This window comes from Atlantibacter sp., from assembly GCF_032062175.1.
GTDB lineage: Bacteria > Pseudomonadota > Gammaproteobacteria > Enterobacterales > Enterobacteriaceae > Atlantibacter.
In genome coordinates this window covers 298828-317316 of record NZ_DAMBQK010000002.1, presented here as the reverse complement: position 1 = coordinate 317316, position 18489 = coordinate 298828, and the positions used below count along the sequence as shown (strand labels likewise).

Annotated in this window: 19 protein-coding genes; 9 read left to right on the top strand and 10 right to left on the bottom strand. The window is 56.4% G+C overall.

Annotation, left to right across the window (positions count from 1 at the left end; translation table 11 throughout):
- The first annotated feature begins 24 nt into the window (after positions 1-24).
- Both RT120_RS03750 and RT120_RS03745 read left to right on the top strand, forming a co-directional pair.
- Positions 25-1044 carry an NADP-dependent oxidoreductase gene (locus RT120_RS03750; RefSeq protein ID WP_312979546.1) on the top strand — a complete coding sequence of 340 codons (1020 nt, stop codon included), beginning with the start codon at positions 25-27 and terminating at the stop codon, positions 1042-1044.
- 65 nt (positions 1045-1109) lie between these two features.
- Positions 1110-2141 (top strand): HlyD family secretion protein, encoded by a 1032-nt coding sequence (locus tag RT120_RS03745; protein ID WP_312979543.1) that lies wholly within the window; start codon positions 1110-1112, stop codon positions 2139-2141.
- A gap of 141 nt (positions 2142-2282) precedes the next feature.
- Here RT120_RS03745 and RT120_RS03740 read toward each other — a convergent pair whose 3' ends face one another.
- Complete coding sequence (locus RT120_RS03740; protein ID WP_312979540.1) at positions 2283-2447, bottom strand: hypothetical protein; 165 nt, start codon at positions 2445-2447, stop codon at positions 2283-2285.
- 14 nt (positions 2448-2461) lie between these two features.
- Positions 2462-3256, bottom strand: coding sequence for an OBAP family protein (locus RT120_RS03735; protein WP_312979537.1), 795 nt, complete (start codon positions 3254-3256; stop codon positions 2462-2464).
- Positions 3257-3448: 192 nt separating this feature from the next.
- On the opposite strand from RT120_RS03735, the gene RT120_RS03730 reads away from it, so the two are divergent.
- The 3 genes from RT120_RS03730 to RT120_RS03720 all read left to right on the top strand — a co-directional run bounded on the left by RT120_RS03730 (position 3449) and on the right by RT120_RS03720 (position 6457).
- Complete coding sequence (locus RT120_RS03730; RefSeq protein ID WP_409515018.1) at positions 3449-3766, top strand: helix-turn-helix domain-containing protein; 318 nt, start codon at positions 3449-3451, stop codon at positions 3764-3766.
- Positions 3756-5018: a type II toxin-antitoxin system HipA family toxin gene (locus RT120_RS03725; protein WP_312979532.1), complete on the top strand. Its 1263-nt coding sequence runs from the start codon at positions 3756-3758 to the stop codon at positions 5016-5018. The genes RT120_RS03730 and RT120_RS03725 overlap by 11 nt, the downstream gene beginning before the upstream one ends.
- A 119-nt stretch (positions 5019-5137) precedes the next feature.
- Complete coding sequence (locus RT120_RS03720) at positions 5138-6457, top strand: glycoside hydrolase family 10 protein (RefSeq protein WP_312979691.1); 1320 nt, start codon at positions 5138-5140, stop codon at positions 6455-6457.
- 161 nt (positions 6458-6618) lie between these two features.
- Here RT120_RS03720 and RT120_RS03715 read toward each other — a convergent pair whose 3' ends face one another.
- Entirely contained in the window at positions 6619-8046 is a 1428-nt protein-coding gene (locus RT120_RS03715; RefSeq protein WP_312979527.1) for a PLP-dependent aminotransferase family protein, read from the bottom strand.
- Between the two features lie 115 nt (positions 8047-8161).
- Between RT120_RS03715 and RT120_RS03710 the strand changes: the two genes are divergently transcribed.
- Complete coding sequence (locus tag RT120_RS03710; RefSeq protein ID WP_312979524.1) at positions 8162-8626, top strand: GNAT family N-acetyltransferase; 465 nt, start codon at positions 8162-8164, stop codon at positions 8624-8626.
- 9 nt (positions 8627-8635) lie between these two features.
- Here the strand turns inward: RT120_RS03710 and RT120_RS03705 are convergent, their stop codons facing one another.
- Genes RT120_RS03705 through paoA form a run of 5 tightly spaced genes read right to left on the bottom strand, consistent with a single transcriptional unit; the run spans position 8636 to position 13956 of the window.
- Complete coding sequence (locus RT120_RS03705; RefSeq protein WP_312979521.1) at positions 8636-9184, bottom strand: nucleotidyltransferase family protein; 549 nt, start codon at positions 9182-9184, stop codon at positions 8636-8638.
- Entirely contained in the window at positions 9181-10119 is a 939-nt protein-coding gene (locus RT120_RS03700; RefSeq protein WP_312979518.1) for an XdhC family protein, read from the bottom strand. The genes RT120_RS03705 and RT120_RS03700 overlap by 4 nt, the downstream gene beginning before the upstream one ends.
- 12 nt (positions 10120-10131) lie before the next feature.
- Positions 10132-12321 carry an aldehyde oxidoreductase molybdenum-binding subunit PaoC gene (gene paoC, locus RT120_RS03695; RefSeq protein WP_312979515.1) on the bottom strand — a complete coding sequence of 730 codons (2190 nt, stop codon included), beginning with the start codon at positions 12319-12321 and terminating at the stop codon, positions 10132-10134.
- Positions 12311-13276 carry a xanthine dehydrogenase family protein subunit M gene (locus tag RT120_RS03690; protein ID WP_312979512.1) on the bottom strand — a complete coding sequence of 322 codons (966 nt, stop codon included), beginning with the start codon at positions 13274-13276 and terminating at the stop codon, positions 12311-12313. Before RT120_RS03690 ends, paoC begins: the two co-directional genes overlap by 11 nt.
- On the bottom strand, positions 13273-13956 hold the full coding sequence (gene paoA, locus RT120_RS03685) for an aldehyde dehydrogenase iron-sulfur subunit PaoA (RefSeq protein WP_312979510.1): 684 nt from the start codon (positions 13954-13956) through the stop codon (positions 13273-13275). The genes RT120_RS03690 and paoA overlap by 4 nt, the downstream gene beginning before the upstream one ends.
- A gap of 142 nt (positions 13957-14098) precedes the next feature.
- Between paoA and RT120_RS03680 the strand changes: the two genes are divergently transcribed.
- The 3 genes from RT120_RS03680 (at position 14099) to RT120_RS03670 (ending at position 16107) form a co-directional block, all read left to right on the top strand.
- Positions 14099-14527, top strand: coding sequence for a YeeE/YedE family protein (locus RT120_RS03680; RefSeq protein WP_312979507.1), 429 nt, complete (start codon positions 14099-14101; stop codon positions 14525-14527).
- Positions 14528-14537: 10 nt separating this feature from the next.
- The gene (locus tag RT120_RS03675; protein ID WP_312979504.1) at positions 14538-14954 is read left to right on the top strand and encodes a YeeE/YedE family protein; all 417 of its coding nucleotides are present in this window, start codon (positions 14538-14540) and stop codon (positions 14952-14954) included.
- Between the two features lie 70 nt (positions 14955-15024).
- The gene (locus RT120_RS03670; RefSeq protein WP_312979501.1) at positions 15025-16107 is read left to right on the top strand and encodes a malate/lactate/ureidoglycolate dehydrogenase; all 1083 of its coding nucleotides are present in this window, start codon (positions 15025-15027) and stop codon (positions 16105-16107) included.
- Between the two features lie 24 nt (positions 16108-16131).
- On the opposite strand, the gene ttrR is transcribed toward RT120_RS03670, so the two are convergent.
- Together ttrR and ttrS are read right to left on the bottom strand one after the other, a co-directional pair.
- Positions 16132-16716, bottom strand: coding sequence for a tetrathionate respiration response regulator TtrR (ttrR, locus tag RT120_RS03665; protein WP_312979498.1), 585 nt, complete (start codon positions 16714-16716; stop codon positions 16132-16134).
- On the bottom strand, positions 16716-18443 hold the full coding sequence (ttrS, locus tag RT120_RS03660) for a tetrathionate respiration histidine kinase TtrS (protein WP_312979496.1): 1728 nt from the start codon (positions 18441-18443) through the stop codon (positions 16716-16718). The genes ttrR and ttrS overlap by 1 nt, the downstream gene beginning before the upstream one ends.
- Between the last annotated feature and the right edge of the window lie 46 nt (positions 18444-18489).

Sequence of the window (18489 nt, the reverse complement as noted above, 5' to 3'; positions counted from 1 at the left end):
CATTTATTGAAAGGTAAGCAGAACATGACGTATTACGAAAACAACGCCATCGTATTAGCCAGACACCCGGAAGGCCCGCTGCAACTGAGCGATTTCCGCAGCCAGACAACCCCAGTCAGGGCGCTGGAGCCCGGGGAATTTCTTATCGCGAATCAGTGGTTATCCCTCGACCCTTATATCCGTTCGCGCCTGAATTACAGTACAGATTATGTCAGTTCAGTCCATTGCGGCGACGTGGTCGCCGGGGAGACCGTGGGCGTGGTGGTGGCTTCACGTCATCCGAACTTTAGCGAAGGCGATAAAGTCTTCGCCTATTCAGGCTGGCAGCAATACCACATCAGCAACGAGCGCGATTTCATTGTCCACACGTTGCCGCAGGTTGACCTGCCCGACACCGTTTTTCTGAATACCGTCGGGACGCCCGGACGCACCGCCTATTTTGGCATGACGCGGATCGCTAAACCGCGCGCGGGCGAGACCTTAGTGGTATCGGCAGCCTCCGGCGCGGTTGGATCAACCGTCGGCCAGATAGGCAAAATGTCGGGTTGCCGGGTGGTGGGCATTGCGGGCAGCGAGGAGAAATGCCGCTATGTGGTGGATGAGCTGGGTTTTGATGTCTGCATAAACTATCACGACAGCGATTTTAAACATCAGTTGCGTCAGGCCTGTCCGGACGGCATTGATATTTACTTTGAAAATGTCGGCGGGCGCATTTCGGTGCTGGTCGCGCAATTGCTCAATGAAGGTGCGCGCGTCCCGGTCTGCGGCAATGCGGCCAGTTACGATCAGGCATCAGGAATTGCGGCGTCCAGCCCGGCTGATTTTTTCTCTTCCCTGCCCAATCCTCCGGCGAACCGGTTTTTCCTGGTCACGGAATGGTTTAAGGATTACCCGGAATCAGACGCGTGGCTGATTAACGCGCTGCGCGAGGGCAAGCTCAAATACCGGGAAACCATTGTGGAAGGACTGGAAAAAGCGCCCCAGGCGTTTATCGATCTGTTAAACGCCAGACATTTTGGCAAACAGATTGTCAGGATTAACTAATGGATAGCCGGGAGTTGGCTTAACAATATTCCCGGCCACAGCTCCTTCTTACGCGGTGATTGCCAATGAAGTATGTTAAAAAAATTGTGATTCCACTGATGTTAGTGGTACTGCTGGGTGGATTTCTGTACTGGTTATTTCACTGGCGTTATATCGAGACTACCGATAATGCATATACCCAAAGTGATATCACCAATATCAGCGCCCGTATTAGCTCGCAGGTAATGGTGTCCTGTATCACTGATAACCATGAGGTGAAGCAAGGGCAATTGCTGGCCATTCTCGACGATCGCGCTTATAAGGTCGCGATCCTGAAAGCCGAAGCTGATGTGGCGAAATCGTTGGCGGCGCTGAGCAATGCGCAGGCAAACGCAAAAATGCAGGAAAGCATCATTAGTCAGTACAGCAGTAGCCTGCTTTCAGCACAAGCCAGCGAAAAATATGCGGGCCAGGAGCTAAGCCGCTTCAGCCAGCTTAACTCCCGACACTATATTGCCCAGGGCGATATGGATAAAGCGGATAGCACCCACAAAGTCGCGGTAGCGGGTGTTGCCGAGGCGCAGGCAAGCCTACAGACGCAGCAGGCAAAACTTGCAGTGCTAAAGACCACCATTGAACAGGATCAGGCACAACTTAAACAGGCCCAGGCCAGTCTCGCGGATGCGCAGTTGCAGTTAACCTATACGCGGATTGTTGCCCCGGTTTCAGGCGTGATCGGAAATCGCAACCTGCGGGTGGGGATGTTTACCCAGGCCGGGCAAACGGTCGCCAGCATCGTTCCTGAACAGCATCCGTGGGTGGTGGCTAATTTTAAGGAAACGCAGCGCGGCGGGATGAAGCCGGGACAAGCGGTGGATATCGCCATCGACAGTTATCCCGGCAAAATTTTTAAAGGTCATATTGAAAGTCTCGCGCCGGCAACCGGTTCGGTTTTCGCTCTGTTGCCTGCTGATAACGCCACAGGCAACTTTACCAAAATTGTCCAGCGTCTACCGGTTAAAATTGTGTTCAACCAACCGATCGCCATGGCAAGCGGGCTGTCTTGTGAAGTGACGGTTGATACCCGTCACGAATCGGACGCCACGCAACAGGGATAATTTCCCGCTACGAGCATCACCCCCTCAGGGCGATAACCCTGTCTTATCGCCCTGCTCAAAACCTGCTCCCCGAGGATATCAGCGACTGCCTCATTTTCCCGAGCTGACAACAGCACGGAAAGCATCACGCTGATCCTGTGCTTATTCACGACCGAAACCCGTATCCACCAGGACCAGGCCGTCCCGGTCAGTTTCAATCAGCAGACAACGGCACACCAGGTGTGCATAAATACCTTTGCTGAAACTATCAAATAACACGCCGCCGACCGGGCACATACAACCGCAGTTAAGATGATGAACTTTCATAATTGCTCTCCCGGTCAATCTCTGGCGTCTGTGGTTTGCTCCGATGTTCCGAAATGGGTCGTGTCTCCGTGGCCATGTTCGCCCGAGCCTTCTACCCGCTTAAGCTGGATCACCTCACCGCGCTGCCAGGCGTTGGCTCCTTTAGCAACCGGGTGCGCCACAATATCCTCACGTTCTTGTTTGATGGCCTGGGTGCTCACGTTAAAGCGTCGATCTCTGTCTGCCAGGAGTTTGGGATCCAACTGCCCTTCGCCGGTAAAGCCCATCATCAGCGCCGGAATGCCAAGCGGCAGTGTTTTATCGCGGTCGGTATGCCAGGTGTGCCAGGTCTTGCCGTAGGTATTCACAATTTTGCTCATCAACGCCTTGTCAGCCACCGCAGGTAAACCCGGGGCAATCAGACTGCCGGATTTCACTTCATACTGATGGCTGTGCCACAGCTTTTTTTCTTCCGGCGGTAATGTGTTAAACAAACGCTCGCTAATGATGTACTCAACGCCCATCAGCCGGGCATCTTTCGTATTGCCGTCGTAAATCACCGCCTGCATTACGTCTTCATTCAGCACCGTGACATAGTGATGGGCTTCCATCTGGCCATTTTTATCACCGCTATAAAAATGGAAACCGTCAAGATAGGCGCTGATTGCATCAATGGGCGGACGGGACTGGATAAGCTGAGCGCCGGTTTCCAGCGTGCTCATTCTGGAGGAAGTTTTTTCACCGGGAACAGGAGTGTTGGAAGGCGTATTGTTCGCGCCGCAGCCCGCTAAAGCCAGGCTCGACAAGAATAAAAGCGATAATGGTTTCATTGGCCCTCCCCGTAAAAGTCACTTTACTGAACGTAGTACACTCCCGCAGACCCGCCAGGAGAATTTTTACTGAGCCCTCTGGCAAATTTTTCATTTAGGCGGTTCATTAACACCATTTATACTCCTGCTTCAGGGCTATAAATCTATTATACTGTGTTTTATCTACTTAAAAGCTACTTAACAAGTATTATGATGGATTTATATCTCAAAAAACCCAGCGAAATTGTCGCCCTGATTTGCGAACGCCTGCGGCAGGAACGCATCACTCTGCAAATGACCCAGGCGGATGTGGCTGCCAGAGCAGGCATTGGCGTCAATACGGTATCCAATCTGGAATCCGGCAAAAACATCGGCTTCGAGAGTCTGGTCAGAGTGGCAATGGTATTAGGCCGCAGCCAGGAACTTGAAGCGCTGTTTAAACCGAAGCTGGAAAGCCTGGACGATCTTCGCCGCTATGAAGAAAGCCTGAGCCGTCAACGAATTAAGAAAAGGAGCCATGATGCTGAATAGCGTTGAGGTGTACTACGAAGGATGGGGCGAGCGTTGGCTTTGGGGTACGCTGGTTAACACTACCGCCCTCACTGGCCGTCCGCTGATTATGTTCGAGTACAGCCAGGCCGCCAGTGAAAAAGGACTGGAACTTTCCCTTCTCTCTTTGCCGTTAAAAGGCCCCCGGTTACGGCGCGATTTCCCCTCACATCAGCTTGGCCTGCCTGGCCCGGTGTATGATGCTTTGCCGGACGGCTGGGGTATGTTGCTGATGGACAGATTATTCCGGCAACGGGGTTTAAACCCTGCGCGAATTAGCCCGCTGGAAAGACTAACGTACATTGGCGGCAACGCAATGGGTGCGATGTCTTTTGTGCCTGTTCAGCCTGAAGCGCTGTCGACAACGGAAGACATTCCACTTAGCCAATTGGTCAGCGAAGTGCAGGAGGTGCTGGATGGCGAAGGCGGAGAATTCCTGTCCAGATTGCTACAGATGGGCGGTTCTCCTCAGGGCGCAAGACCGAAAGCGCTGTTATACCGCGATAGCGCAACGGGCCGCTTCACCACGGCATTAGCCGACAAACTGGAACCCTGGCTGATTAAATTCCCCGCCCGGCACGAACATCCCGAAGTGTGCGCGATTGAGATGATCTATGCCCACTGTCTTCGCGAGTGCAGCATCGACACATCGGAAAGCGAATATTTTGTATTACCTGGTGGCCAATCGGCGTTTGCTACCCGAAGGTTTGACAGAGACCAGGGAATGCGGGTGCCGATGCAGAGCCTGGCGGCGTTTACCGGTGCCAACTATCAGGTTTCCGGCTCGCTGGACTACGGTAATTTTTTACGTGCCACGCATTTCTGTACTAACGATGTGCGTGAAAAAGCACGCGCCTTTGAGCGCATCGTGTTCAACGTGCTCTTTAATAACCGGGACGATCATCCTAAAAACTTCGCGTACAGAATGTCGTCAACCGGCGCGTGGCAACTGGCGCCCGCTTTCGATGTCACGTATTGCGATGGGCTTGGCGGATATCATCAAATGGATGTGATGGGTGAAGCATTGAATATTAACCGCGAACACCTTCTCGCCCTGGGCACGCAGGAGGCCGAGCTATCAGAACCTGACATCAGCCGGATGATTGAACGAATGTGTGACGTTGCGAACCGGTTCTCAACGCTGGCCAAACAGAGTTTGCCGGATCAAATTACCCGTAATACGCTTCGCTATATCCAGGCGCAGCTGGATGAGAACATCAAAGCCATAAGGTAAATTCCAACGATAAGCGATAAGCTGCCGCTGCGTGAAAGTCAGGTATATACTTAGTCGCCTGGCTGGTTCCGTACAGACTGAAGCCACGTAAATGACGATTAGAATAAAGGGAGTGTCTCATCATCAATACTCGTTGCTTTCCTCGTTTCGCGAGCATAAAAATCATTGTCGCCGCGCTGTTTCTCGCCAGTTGTTCCTCAGAACCGCCAAAATCTCTGGTCACGCCGTTGCCGCCAGTGGCAAAACAGCCGCTGCCTGATAAGCCAGGGCAAAACCAGCAACCGATGCGCGGCGTCTGGTTGGCGACCGTTTCCCGTCTCGACTGGCCACCGGTGAATTCGGTCAATCTGAGCCCTGATGCACGTATTCGCCAACAAAAACAAGCGCTAACTGACAAACTGGATAACCTGAAAAACATGGGCGTCAACACGGTGTTCTTCCAGGTTAAACCTGACGGCACCGCGCTCTGGCCATCAAAAATTCTGCCCTGGTCGGATATGCTGACCGGTGAGATCGGTAAAGATCCGGGCTACGATCCGCTATTGTTTATTCTCGATGAGGCACATAAGCGCGGGATGAAAGTGCACGCCTGGTTCAACCCGTATCGGGTGTCGACCAATACCCGCAGTTCGACAGTCAACGAACTTAACCGCACCCTTCCCTTAAATCCCGCCAGCATTTTTGTGCTGCATCGCGACTGGATACGCACCTCGGGCGATCGCTTTGTGCTTGATCCCGGCATTCCGGACGTTCGCGACTGGATCACCAGCATCGTGGCGGAAGTGGTTGCACGCTATCCCGTAGATGGCGTGCAGTTCGATGATTATTTCTATACCGAAACACCCGGTTCAGCGCTGAACGATAACCAGACATGGCGCCAGTACGGTCAGGCCTTTGCCTCGAAAGCGGACTGGCGGCGGCATAACACTTCACAGTTGATCGAGCAAGTTTCCCGTACCGTTAAGCAACTGAACCCGAACGTCGAGTTTGGAGTCAGCCCTGCGGGCGTATGGCGTAACCGTTCACACGATCCCGCCGGTTCCGATACCCGTGGCGCGGCTGCCTATGATGAGTCGTTCGCTGATACCCGCCTCTGGGTGCAAAAAGGCTGGCTGGATTATATCGCTCCGCAGATTTACTGGCCCTTCGCGCGTGACGCGGCTCGCTATGGCGTGCTGGCAAAATGGTGGGCAGATGTGGTTAAACCGACCAACACCCGTCTGTATATTGGCGTGGCGCTGTATAAAGTGGGTGAACCGTCAAAGAACGAGCCTGACTGGACGGTGCAAGGCGGCGTGCCAGAACTGAAAAAACAGCTCGATATGAATGAATCGCAGCCCAATATCCACGGCACTATTCTGTTTCGCGAAGGTTATCTGGAACAACCTCAAACGCGCCAGGCCGTTGAATACCTGAAACACCGCTGGAGTAGCCGCTGATTCCACTAAACCGAATGAGCCGACATAAACCGGCTCATTTCCCCTTTTCTGTTCTGATTGACCAATAAGCCACGGTGTTTACGTTCGTTGTGTTTAATTGCGCTACATTGTATGTTGTAACTAAAGGCATTCATGATCGATTTTCATCCGGGGATAACAGGTTAAATAGCCTCTGCCAGACGGCGAATTCCCTCTCTTAAGACCTCAGACGGATGGTTAGCAAACCCCAGCAATATCCCTTCCCGTAACATGGGCCGCTGGCAGTAGCGTTCAAACGTCTGAATCCCCATACCTAGCTGGCGGGCGCTATCCTGAACCACTTCCGCCTTCAACCCGCCGTTTAACCAACACACCAGATGAACCCCGGAATCCGTTGGGTGTACCGTCATTCGCTGTGGGAAATAGTCTTCAATTGCGGCCACCAGCGCGGATTTACGTTCGAAACAAGCTTTACGTATCCGGCGAACGTGGGTGGCGTAATGCCCTTCTTCGATAAAACGGGCCAGTACAGCCTGTTCAAGATAACCATTGCACAAATCGGCATAATAGCGGGTGGCGATAAACCGCTCCCGTAACGGTAAGGGAACCACCATAAACCCCACCCGAAAGGACGGATACATCATTTTGGAAAAGGTGCCGGCGTATATCACCCGGTGATGGTTATCCAGGCCCTGTAAAGCCTGCAATGAGCGGGCGGCGTAACGGAATTCGCTATTGTAGTCATCCTCGAATATCCACGCCTGATGCGAATGCGCCCATTCCAGCAGCGCCAGCCGTCGTGGCAAACTCAGCGTCCCGCTTAACGGAAACTGATGCGATGGCGCGGTATAAACCAGTTTCGCGTCAGGATAATGCGTTATGCCATCGTCAATATCCATTCCATCGCTGTCGACCCTAACCGGGCATGCCGTCGCGCCGACAGCGGCGAAAACCCCACGCGCGCCATTGTAACCAGGATCATCCAGCCAGACGTTATCTCCGCCAGACAACAGGCTTCGCGCGGTAATGTCCAGCGCCTGCTGAATACCGTTAGTGATAATCACCTGTTCTTCGTGACAGTTAACCCCGCGCGTAGCCTGAATATAGCGTGTGATCGCCCGCCGCAGGGGCCGATAGCCGTACGGGCTGGTGTGTAAATCCAGTTCGCGCCGGGATTGCCGCCACACGCGGCCAAGCAACCGTCCCCATACGTCGTGCGGGAAAAGATCGGTACATCCTACTCCCACGGCAAAGAGCCGCTCCATACCGCCAGCGCCTTCTGTAATGTGGTTTCCGACAGGGATATTTTCCTGGAACAGATGCGGATATTGATCGCCAGTAAGCCGGTCCGGGATCGTGTGCGTAACAAACGTCCCTGCCCCTTTGCGGGTCTCCAGATAACCTTCATCCATCAGCCGATCGAATCCGGCAATCACCGAGTTGCGGGAAATCGCCATCATTTCTGCCATTGCGCGGCTCGAGGGTATCTTCGAGCCGCCTGCAAGCCGGCCATCAAGAATGGCATTACGCAGCGCGTGATAAACCTGGTCCTTAATCACGCCTTTTTCCAGCAATAACTCCTGAAACACCGGAGCGACATTCTTTTTCATGGCGAGACTCCCAGGCAAAAAGTGGATCTATTAAAAATAAATAAAGTGTCACTTATCCGGGGCCACAATAACCTTTACCCTTCCCGTTATCAAAGCCAATGAAAAAAGGATGACTATGAATAACCCACACATTTCCCGCGTCACAATCGAACCGGTCGCGGAGCAGGATTACGCCGACTGGTTGCCGTTATGGAAAAATTATCAGGTGTTTTACCGCGTCGATATCCCGGAAAATATTACCCGCCTGACCTGGAATCGTTTTCTGAACCCTATTGAACCGATATTCTGCGCAGTGGCGAAATGCGACGGCAAAATCGTCGGGCTGGTTCATTATCTGTTCCATCGTTCAACCTGGGCAGATACGGACTACTGCTACCTGGAGGATTTATTCGTTAGCGAGGAGATACGCGGTAAACAGATTGGCAAGCAGCTTATTGAGTACGTACAGCAGCAGGCCCGCAAGCGCCACTCAGCGCATCTTTACTGGCATACCCATGAGACCAACCTGCGCGGGCAGCGGTTGTATGACTGGATTGCAAAGAAAAGCGGCATGATTGAATACCGTATGCCGGTGAGGTGACCAAAAGCGTCATACTGAGAAAGTTTTCACCCTGATAGTGTGCAAATCCCCAACCGTATCGACATCCTGCACAATTCCTGGATCATTAAGGAAGAGTTGCAGGATATCGTCTCGCTTGCGGGCATCCTGGACGATAACGCTCGCCCCTTTATCACCGTGGAGCAGGCTTAGCGCACTAAAATAATCACGTCTGAACCCCACCGGATGACCATGCTGCAAGTGAAAATACGGCACGACCACTGGCTTTTGCGAAAGCGCACGTGCCACGCGCCGCAGGGAATCCGGTTGAATAAGCGGTAAGTCGCCCGGCAGAATCAGCCAACCCGCGGCATCTGCCGTCGCCCTTACGCCCATCGCAATAGACTCCCCCATACCGGCGGTTCCGCCTTCTGGCCTGACGAGATGCCACGCCAGACCCGACGCAGTAACAGCTTGCAGCACATGTCCTAACACCGTGTTTCCATGCAGCGGTGCATCCAGCTTGTGAACGGCGCCGCCGGAATCGCGGAACCGCTGCCCTTTTCCGGCGGCCAGCACAATCACCACCGGCGCAGTCATCGCGCCGACAGCCTGGCATGGCGCACGGCGGCAATATCGGCCAGTACCGACAGCGCCAGCGAATGGGCATCGCGGGCTTTGGGGAAAATCCCGACAGGCGCTTTGATGCGCGCGATATCTTCGGGGCTCCAGCCCGCCCCGGCCAGGGCCGCCACCCGTTTCTCGTGAGTGCGGCTGCTACCCAGCGCACCAATATAAAACGGCTGTGCCGCCAGCGCGCACTGGAGCAGCGGCAGTTCCCGGTGCAAATCGTGATACAGCAGCAGCACCGCCGTGTCGTCATCAATCAGCAGTAAGGCGGTTTTTGGATCCACGCTGTCGCTGGTATGCACATCAAACCCTGCGGCCTTTGCGACGTGAGCGGTGACGTGCGCCTCAAGAGAATGTCCATAAACAATAACCCGGGTACAGGGCCGATAGTTCACCACAAAATCTCCGCCGACCCAGCCGGTTTGCCCGTTATGGGTACTGACCAGCGTTTGCGAGCCTGGGCTATAGCGCAGCCCGGCTGCCTTACGCTGCTCAAGGCTGTTAAGTACCGCCAGCAACGGCTGCACGGCGCGTAAATTATGAACGGTCAGCGTAATTCCACCGCCGCAGGGCAGCACGATATCGAAATACGGCGAACCCTCACCATACATCACCGTGCGGTCATGACCTGAGCGCATCGCCTCCATTGCCTCATAGGCCACCGCAGATTCCACACAGCCGCCAGATACAAAGCCGCAATACAAACCGTCCTCGCGCACCGCCATCTGCGCGCCCAGCGGTCGAGCCGCGCCCCCGCGGATCTCCACCAGCGTCACCAGCGCCGCCGCCATGCCCGCCGTCAGGGCATCGGCGGCGAAGCGCAAAATCGTCTGGCTGTCATCGGTTAAAAACGCCTGCTCAGGGTTAAGCAAGCCAGGTTCAATTAACGTCGCGTGTTGCAACACGGTTCACCTTCCTTAGACCAGGTCGGGCAGCCCTTTAAGCAGCTTATCCAGCGTGATGGGATAATCACGCACCCGTACGCCCGTGGCGTTATAAATAGCATTGGCGATAGCGGCGCTGACGCCACAAATCCCCAGCTCGCCCACCCCTTTAGCCTTCATCGGCGATGAAATCGGATCCGTTTCGTCAAGGAAGATCACTTCCTGGCGCGGGATATCGGCATGAACAGGCACTTCATAGGCCGCCATATCGTGGTTAACGAAATAACCCAGCCGGGTGTCGATGGCTAACGCTTCCATCAGCGCCGCGCCAAGCCCCATCGTCATCGCGCCTATGACCTGGCTGCGCGCCGTTTTCGGGTTGAGAATACGGCCCGCTGCGCAGACCGCCAGCATACGGCGCACGCGCACTTCTCCCGTTGCCGTATCCACAGCGACTTCGATGAAATGCCCGGCGAAAGTAGACTGCTGGTATTGCTTATCCAGATCGCCGAACTCGATACTGTCTTGCGCACTCAGCGCACCGGCGTCGGTTAGCGCGACGCTGCGATCCCCCTCGCGGATCTGCCCTTCAGCAAATACCGCCGTATCAGGATTGAAGCCCAGCGTAGACGCAATCGCCTCGCGCAATTTCACGCAGGCCGCATAGACACCCGCCGTCGAGCTGTTTGCGCCCCACTGCCCGCCGGACCCGGCAGAAACCGGGAATGTCGAGTCGCCAAGTTTAACCACCACTTTTTCCAGCGGCACGCCCATCATCTCCGCGGCGGTCTGGGCGATGATGGTATAGCTGCCAGTGCCGATATCAGTCATATCGGTTTCCACCATCACCGTGCCTTGCGGGTCCAGATGCACCCGCGCCCCGGATGTCATCACCAGATTGTTACGAAAGCCCGCCGCCATCCCCATGCCTATCAGCCAGCGGCCTTCACGTACCTGGGCGGGCTTAGGGTTACGCTGGCTCCAGCCGAAATGCTCTGCGCCGCGCCGCAGGCACTCCACTAACTGGCGCTGCGAGAACGGACGTTTCGGATCGGCGGGGTCAACCTGGGTATCGTTAAGTATGCGAAATTCAACCGGGTCGATACCCAGCTTTTCCGCCATCTCATCAATAGCGATTTCCAGCACCATCATCCCCGGCGCTTCGCCTGGGGCGCGCATGGCGTTACCCTCCGGTAAATCGAGTTTCGCCAGCCGCAGGCCGGTGAGGCGATTGGCTCCGGCATAAAGAAACTCGGTCTGGTTGGTCGCGGTTTCCGTCGGGCCGCCCGGCACGTTACCGTTCCAGCTTTCATGGGCAATCGCGGTGATATGCCCGTCTTTCTCCGCGCCAATGCGCACACGCTGGATAGTCGCCGGACGATGGGTCGTGTTGTTCGGGATCAGCGGTCGGCTCAGCATCACTTTAACAGGCCGTTTAATAGCCCGAGCGCCAAGCGCCGCCAGCAAGGCGTCGCTACGCAAAAACAGTTTGCCGCCGAAGCCGCCGCCGATATACGGCGAACGAACGTGAACGTTTTCTTCCGGGATATTCAGGGTCTTTGCCAGATCGGTCTGGCACCAGTGGATCATCTGGTTAGAGGTCCAGAGCGTCAGCTTGTCTCCTTCCCAGGCCGCCATTGAGGCGTGAGGCTCCATCGCCATATGGCTCTGATCCGGCGTGGTATAGGTCGCGTCCAGCTTAACGGCGGCGGAAGCAAACGCGCTGTCGAAATCGCCCACTTTTTTATCGGGGGTTTCTTCCGGCGGCGTGGTAATTGTAGGCTTTTCATCTGCCAGATCGTAAGCGCCGCGCTCGCGCTGATACTCAACCTGCACCCGTTCAGCCGCCGCCCGCGCCTGTTCAAACGTCTCTGCGACCACCACGGCAATGGCCTGGTGATAATGCTCAATCTTCGGGCCACCCAGCAGCGTGGCGGCATTCTTTTCGCCTTTGCCCAGCTTACCTGCGTTCTCAGCGGTGATCACAGCCAGCACGCCCGGCGCATTTTTAGCAGCCTGCACATCCATTGAGGTAATACGCCCTTTGGCGATAGCGGAACCCACCACGTAGCCATACGCTGCATTAGGCGCTTCATCGTGCCATTCATAGGCATAGTGCGCGGTGCCGGTGGTTTTGAGCGGGCCGTCGATACGGTCATGCGGGCGCCCCACCACCTTAAGCTGGTCGACTGGGTTATCCTGAGCCGGATTTTCAAATTTCATCAGCGTATGCCCTCGCTTCCGTCAGCACTGAGGCGAGCGTGCGCTTCGCCAGGATCAGCTTGTATTCGTTTTCTGGAGTCGGTTGCGCGCTGGCGAACAACTTGTCGTAGACCGCCTGCGCCCCGTGAGTCAGTTGCGCGTCGGCCTCGTCCATTCGCCAGGGTTTATGCGCCACGCCGCCTAACGCCACGCGCCCGGTGCCATCTGGCTGTACCACCGCCGCCACAGAAACCAGCGCAAACGCATAAGAAGCGCGATCGCGCACTTTGCGGTAGATATGCGTCCCACCGAGCGGCGGCGGAAGCGTGACGGCGGTAATCAACTCCCCGGCGGTCAGCACGGTTTCCAGATGCGGGGTTTTACCCGGCGCGCGATAAAAATCCGCCAGCGGGATTTTGCGTTCGCTGCCATCCGGTTTCACCGTTTCGACTACCGCATCCAGCAAACGCATCGCCACGGCCATATCGCTGGGATGGGTGGCAATGCAGGCTTCGCTCGCGCCCACCACCGCATGCTGACGGCTAAAGCCTTCCAGCGCGGCGCACCCGCTGCCGGGTAAACGCTTGTTGCAGGGCTGATTGGTATCGTAGAAATAGGGGCAGCGGGTACGTTGCAGCAAATTGCCCGCCGTGGTCGCCCGGTTGCGTAACTGCCCGGACGCGCCAGCCAGCAGCGCGCGAGACAGCACGGCATAATCGCGCCGCACCCGCTCATCTGCCGCCAGGTCGGTATTGCGCACCAGCGCACCGATGCGTAACCCCCTTTCCGCTGTGGCGTCGATTTTGTCCAAACCCAGACCGTTAACGTCGATAAGATGCGTCGGGGTTTCAATTTCCAGCTTCATCAGGTCGAGCAGATTGGTGCCGCCGGCGATAAATTTTGCTCCGGCGTGGCCCTGGGCGCTGGATGCCGCTTCGGCAGGCGTATTCACGCGTTGATAGGTAAACGCCCTCATGGTTTCTGCCCTCCGGCGACATCCTCAATCGCGGCAAGGATGTTGGAATAGGCACCGCAGCGGCAGATGTTGCCGCTCATCCGTTCACGGATTTCATCGGCGGCCATTGACGGCGGCGAAACCAGATCGAGGGTAACGTGGCTCGGGATACCCGCGTTGATCTCATCCAGCATTGCCACCGACGAGCAAATTTGTCCCGGCGTACAGTAACCGCACTGGTAGCCATCATGTTTAACGAACGCCGCCTGCATCGGGTGCAAATTATCCGGCGTGCCGAGCCCTTCAATCGTGGTGATGTCAGCATCCTGGTGCATCACCGCCAGCGTCAGGCAGGCGTTAATACGCCGCCCGTCGACAATCACCGTACATGCCCCGCACTGACCGTGGTCGCAGCCCTTCTTGGTGCCGGTGAGATGCAGGTTTTCGCGCAGCGCGTCCAGCAAGGTGGTACGGGTGTCCACGTTCAGTTCACGGACCTCGCCATTTACCGTAAAACGTACCGGGATGATTTCCGGTGGCGGCGTGACCGGCGGCTCACTCGCCAACGCCACGCCAGAAGGCACTGCCGCGGTTGCCGCCGTCGCCGCACCCACTTTTAAAAGATCGCGCCGCGTCAGGTTAAAATGGTGGTGGTCTTCGTCAGAATGCGGTTGTTGTTGGTTATTGCCTTGGTTGCTCATACCAGGCCTCCAGTCTTAAAAAATAAACGGGTAACAATGGGCGCTTACCACAATTGTTTTGGAAGTTTTTGAACATTAAGCATAGTCAGCACTGGCGGCAGGATTATTCTTAAATCCTGATGGTGCTGATAAGGAGATAAACGTGAACATTGATATGGCGAACTTTACGCCGCTGGCGAGTTTTATCGGCGGATTGCTCATCGGCGGCGCGGCATGGGTATTGATTGTATTTTGCGGACGCATCGCCGGGATCAGCGGCATTCTTGGCGGTGTGTTAAACCTGAAAACCCCGGATAAAGCCTGGCGGCTGGCGTTTCTGGCCGGGATTGTACTGTCGCCGTGGCTATACCGTCTGGTAACGCCGCTCCCGGAAATCACCCTCGTTACCCCGTGGTGGCTGCTGATTGTCGCCGGTCTGCTGGTCGGCATCGGCACCCGATACGCATCCGGCTGCACCAGCGGGCATGGCGTCTGCGGATTGTCGCGGCTATCGCGCCGTTCACTGGCGGCAACCGCCACCTTTATGGGTGTGGCATTTGCCACCGTCTGGCTGACCGGCTTGTGGCGTTAAGGAGAACAGCATGAATATTATCGTTTCATTACTGGCCGGACTGATTTTCGGGATTGGGCTGATCGTCAGCGGCATGGCGAACCCGGCGAAAGTGTTGAGTTTTCTGGATATCACCCGGCTCTGGGACCCGTCTCTGGCGTTTGTCATGGGCGGCGCAATCGGCGTCGGCTTCTTTGCTTTTCGGATGGCGAAAAAGTGTACGCGTCCCGTCTGCGCGACGGAAATGCATCTGCCGAATTCACAGCAAATTGATAAGCGCCTGATTGGCGGCTCGGCGTTGTTCGGCCTCGGCTGGGGTCTGGCGGGGATCTGCCCTGGCCCTGGTCTGGTGCTGCTGGGCGCGGGGATGACGAATGGGAGGGTATTCGTGGCGGCGATGATTGCCGGGATGTTGATTTTCCAGTGGCTTGAAAACAGAGGCAAATAGCGGCGGCTTGACCTCACTTCCCGCAAAGCGCAGCATGAAAACGCACACAACCTATAACGGAGAACAATAAATGCAGACAGGGTTACGTTTTCAGGCGGCAAAGCTTCAGGGGTTTGTCGAGGCGCTGCTGGGCTATGCGGGCAGTGAGCCGGAAGAAGCGCGGCTGGTCGCCGATCATCTGGTTTCCGCTAACCTGGCGGGCCACGATTCCCACGGCGTAGGGATGATCCCCAGCTATATCCGCTCGCTGGCGCAGGGACATTTGCAGCTCAATCAACATGCCAGCGTGGTAAAAGACGCGGGTGCAGTCGTCACGCTGGAAGGCAATGCCGCGTTTGGTCAGGTGGCGGCGCATGAAGCTATCCAGTTGGGTATCGAAAAGGCGCGTCAGTTTGGCCTCGCCGCCGTGGCGCTGCATAACTCACACCACATTGGCCGCATTGGCTACTGGGCAGAAAAATGTGCCGCCGCCGGGTTTGTCTCCATTCACTTTGTGAATGTGGTTGGCGACCCGATGGTGGCACCGTTTGGCGGCAAAGACAGCCGTTTCGGCACCAATCCGCTGTGCGTGGTGTTCCCGCGCAAAGACGCGCCGCCCCTGCTGCTGGATTACGCCACCAGCGCCATTGCCTTTGGCAAAACCCGCGTCGCCTGGCATAAAGGCGAGCCGGTGGCGGAGGGCTGTTTGATTGATGTACACGGCCTGCCGACCAACGATCCGGCGGTTATGCATGTCGCGCCATTAGGCTCATTACTCACCTTCGCCCAGCATAAAGGCTACGCGCTGGCGGCGATGTGCGAAATTCTCGGCGGCGCGTTGTCCGGTGGCAAAACTACCCATCAGGAGACGCTACAGACGAGTGTGGACGCCATCTTCAACTGCATGACCACGATAATCCTCAATCCGGAACTGTTCGACGCCCCGGATATGCAGCAGCAAACCGATGCCTTTGTGGAGTGGGTAAAACAGTCGCCGCATGACCCGGCGCAGCCCGTTCAGGTGCCGGGTGAATGGGAAATGCATAACCGGGAAACGCGCCTCGCCCAGGGGATCCCGCTGGATGAAAGTAGCTGGAACGCCATTTGCCAGGCGGCGCGCGAGGCGGGCATGCCGGACGCGGAGCTGGCGCGGTTTAAGACGCAACTGGGGTAAATTATTCAGGCCCGCCCGGGCCTGTTATTCCATTGCCCGCATCTTTCCCACCAGCTCGGCGATATTCACCGCCGCCATCTTTTCCATCACCCTGGCGCGATGCACTTCCACCGTTCGCAACGCCACGTTGAGCCGCCCGGCGATTTCACGGTTCATCAGGCCCTGCACGATAAACTGCGCGATTTCCCGCTCTTTCGGCGTCAGGCTTTCATAGCGCTGGCGGATACAACGGCGTTCAAAGGCCATTGCGGACACCGCCTGCGCCCGTTCAATCGCGACGACCAGCGCTTCGGCGGATACCGGCTTTTGCAGGAAATCCACCGCGCCACGCTTCATTTGCTCCACCGCGACCGGCAGATCCCCATGACCGGTGAGAAAAATCACCGCAAGGGTACTGCGGCGCTTTATTAATTCCCCATACAGCCCGTGACCGTCCAGATGTGGCATCCGCAAATCAAGCAGCGCGACCCCTTCTTCATGCAGCGCGGCCTGCGCCAAAAACGGCAGGCTCTCGTTCCAGCTTTGAACGGTATAACCCACCCCCTCCAGTAAAAACTGACAGGCTTCGGTCACGGCGACATCATCATCGACCAGATGAACAACAGACATCAGGCATCCTTAAATTCATGAATTGAAAATTGCAGCACCACCCGCAACCCGGTTTTCCCGTCCGGCGCGGGATGATTATCCAGCGTGATTTCGCCGTAAGCATCGCGGATCAGCCGTTGGCAGATCGCCAGCCCCAGCCCCATACCGTCGGGTTTGGTGGTGTTAAAGGGCCGAAACGCGTGGAACAGCTGCTCGTCCTCTATTCCGCCGGCGTTATCCTGCACCACTATCCCGCCATCCTGCTCCATCAGCCAGACGGCGCTGGCTCCTGCCTGGGCAGCGTTAAGAATGAGGTTAGCAAGCAGTTGATCCAGCACCATCGGCGGCAGCGTCAGGGTGAACGATCCCGGTAACGGGTTAAACAGCGTCAGCATTGGATAATGCTGCCCAAGCCGGAGTAGATCCGCGACGCGCTGGGCCGTCTCTCTGACAGGAACCGTAACAGACTCGCGTTCATCAGCATCAAAGGCCGACGGCGGCTGCACCCAGTGCCGCAAATTACGCAGCGTATCGCCGCCGCGCTGCGCCTGAGCATCAATATGCTCCAGCGCCGGGATCAGAAAATGGTGCGCATCGGTTTTACGCAAGCGCACCAGGCAGCCCTGGGAGTAGTGACGAATGGCCGACAGCGGCTGATTAAGTTCATGAGCAAAACCCGACGCCATCTCCCCCAACACGCTGAGCTGACGGGCATTCTCCAGCGCTTTCTCCTGCTGGCGCAGCGTTTCGCTGGCTTTTGCCAGCTGTCGGCCGCGTCGGCGCACCAGCAGAGCGATCCAGATATGATTCACCGTCAGCAGCAGCAGGGCCAGTATCGACACCCCGACCGCAAACTGGTTTTGCATTAGCCAACGACGCACGTCCTGCCACAGCCGCCGCTGTTCCGGATGCTGGTTTACCGCCCGCAGCAGGCTCTCGACATCGTTGGTGGAGACCGGCGCGCCCCATAAAAATGGCGGCTGCTGGTTGTTTAACAACGCTCTGGCCACGCTATCCGCCAGCGCGTTATCGACGTCCGGCAACGCGGCAAACGACCAGTTTGGATATAGCGGTGTACTGGTGACGCACGGCGCGGCAACCGGGTTCACCAACAGTGGGCGAAACGCGCTTTTGTCGATTAACCCTTCGGCGTCCATCTGCTCCAGCAAGCACACCGGCACAATCGCCGCCTGTATCGCCTTTTCGCGCAGCAGATAGAGCAGCGCATCGCCCGGAAAGCCAGTAAAACGCAGCCGGAGATCTTTCTCTGGCTGAATGCCGCGATCGGCTAACGCCTTATAACCCGTGAGATAACCGCCAAAGGCCAGAGGATCGATAGCGCCAACGGTTTTATTCGTCAGATCCTGGAGATCCTGTAATTTACTTTCACGATTCACCAGGATAACGCTGCCGATAATGTTATTGCCGTCCCGGGTACGCAGCGACGCCAGCCAGCGCAAATGGTAATGGCTGTTAAGCTGGACAAACTGCGCCGGATTAGTGACCACAAACTGGATAGATTTTTGATTCACCGCTTCACGCATCTGGCTGAGATCGAGCGGCTGAATACGAAAACGCTCACCCGGCACCTGCTGGTTCAGAGAATCCGCCAGCGGCTGCCAGTGCCGCAGGGTCGCGGCATCGCCGCGCATTGCCAGCACGCCGATAGTCGATTCCCCGGCCACGGCTGGCGAGCCGAAACCGAGGCAAAAAATCAGTAATAATGCCCTTTTCACACTGTCTCCCACCGCGTCGGGTTGCGTTAGATCAACAACCCGCCGGGTATGTGGTTTA

Bases quoted from the DNA above. Each gene is read 5' to 3' on its own strand.
- RT120_RS03750 (WP_312979546.1), top strand. From the start codon at position 25: ATGACGTATTACGAAAACAACGCCATCGTATTAGCCAGACACCCGGAA.
- RT120_RS03745 (WP_312979543.1), top strand. From the start codon at position 1,110: ATGAAGTATGTTAAAAAAATTGTGATTCCACTGATGTTAGTGGTACTG.
- RT120_RS03740 (WP_312979540.1), bottom strand. From the start codon at position 2,447: ATGAAAGTTCATCATCTTAACTGCGGTTGTATGTGCCCGGTCGGCGGC.
- RT120_RS03735 (WP_312979537.1), bottom strand. From the start codon at position 3,256: ATGAAACCATTATCGCTTTTATTCTTGTCGAGCCTGGCTTTAGCGGGC.
- RT120_RS03730 (WP_409515018.1), top strand. From the start codon at position 3,449: ATGGATTTATATCTCAAAAAACCCAGCGAAATTGTCGCCCTGATTTGC.
- RT120_RS03725 (WP_312979532.1), top strand. From the start codon at position 3,756: ATGCTGAATAGCGTTGAGGTGTACTACGAAGGATGGGGCGAGCGTTGG.
- RT120_RS03715 (WP_312979527.1), bottom strand. From the start codon at position 8,046: ATGAAAAAGAATGTCGCTCCGGTGTTTCAGGAGTTATTGCTGGAAAAA.
- RT120_RS03710 (WP_312979524.1), top strand. From the start codon at position 8,162: ATGAATAACCCACACATTTCCCGCGTCACAATCGAACCGGTCGCGGAG.
- RT120_RS03705 (WP_312979521.1), bottom strand. From the start codon at position 9,184: ATGACTGCGCCGGTGGTGATTGTGCTGGCCGCCGGAAAAGGGCAGCGG.
- paoC (WP_312979515.1), bottom strand. From the start codon at position 12,321: ATGAAATTTGAAAATCCGGCTCAGGATAACCCAGTCGACCAGCTTAAG.
- RT120_RS03690 (WP_312979512.1), bottom strand. From the start codon at position 13,276: ATGAGGGCGTTTACCTATCAACGCGTGAATACGCCTGCCGAAGCGGCA.
- paoA (WP_312979510.1), bottom strand. From the start codon at position 13,956: ATGAGCAACCAAGGCAATAACCAACAACAACCGCATTCTGACGAAGAC.
- RT120_RS03675 (WP_312979504.1), top strand. From the start codon at position 14,538: ATGAATATTATCGTTTCATTACTGGCCGGACTGATTTTCGGGATTGGG.
- RT120_RS03670 (WP_312979501.1), top strand. From the start codon at position 15,025: ATGCAGACAGGGTTACGTTTTCAGGCGGCAAAGCTTCAGGGGTTTGTC.
- ttrR (WP_312979498.1), bottom strand. From the start codon at position 16,716: ATGTCTGTTGTTCATCTGGTCGATGATGATGTCGCCGTGACCGAAGCC.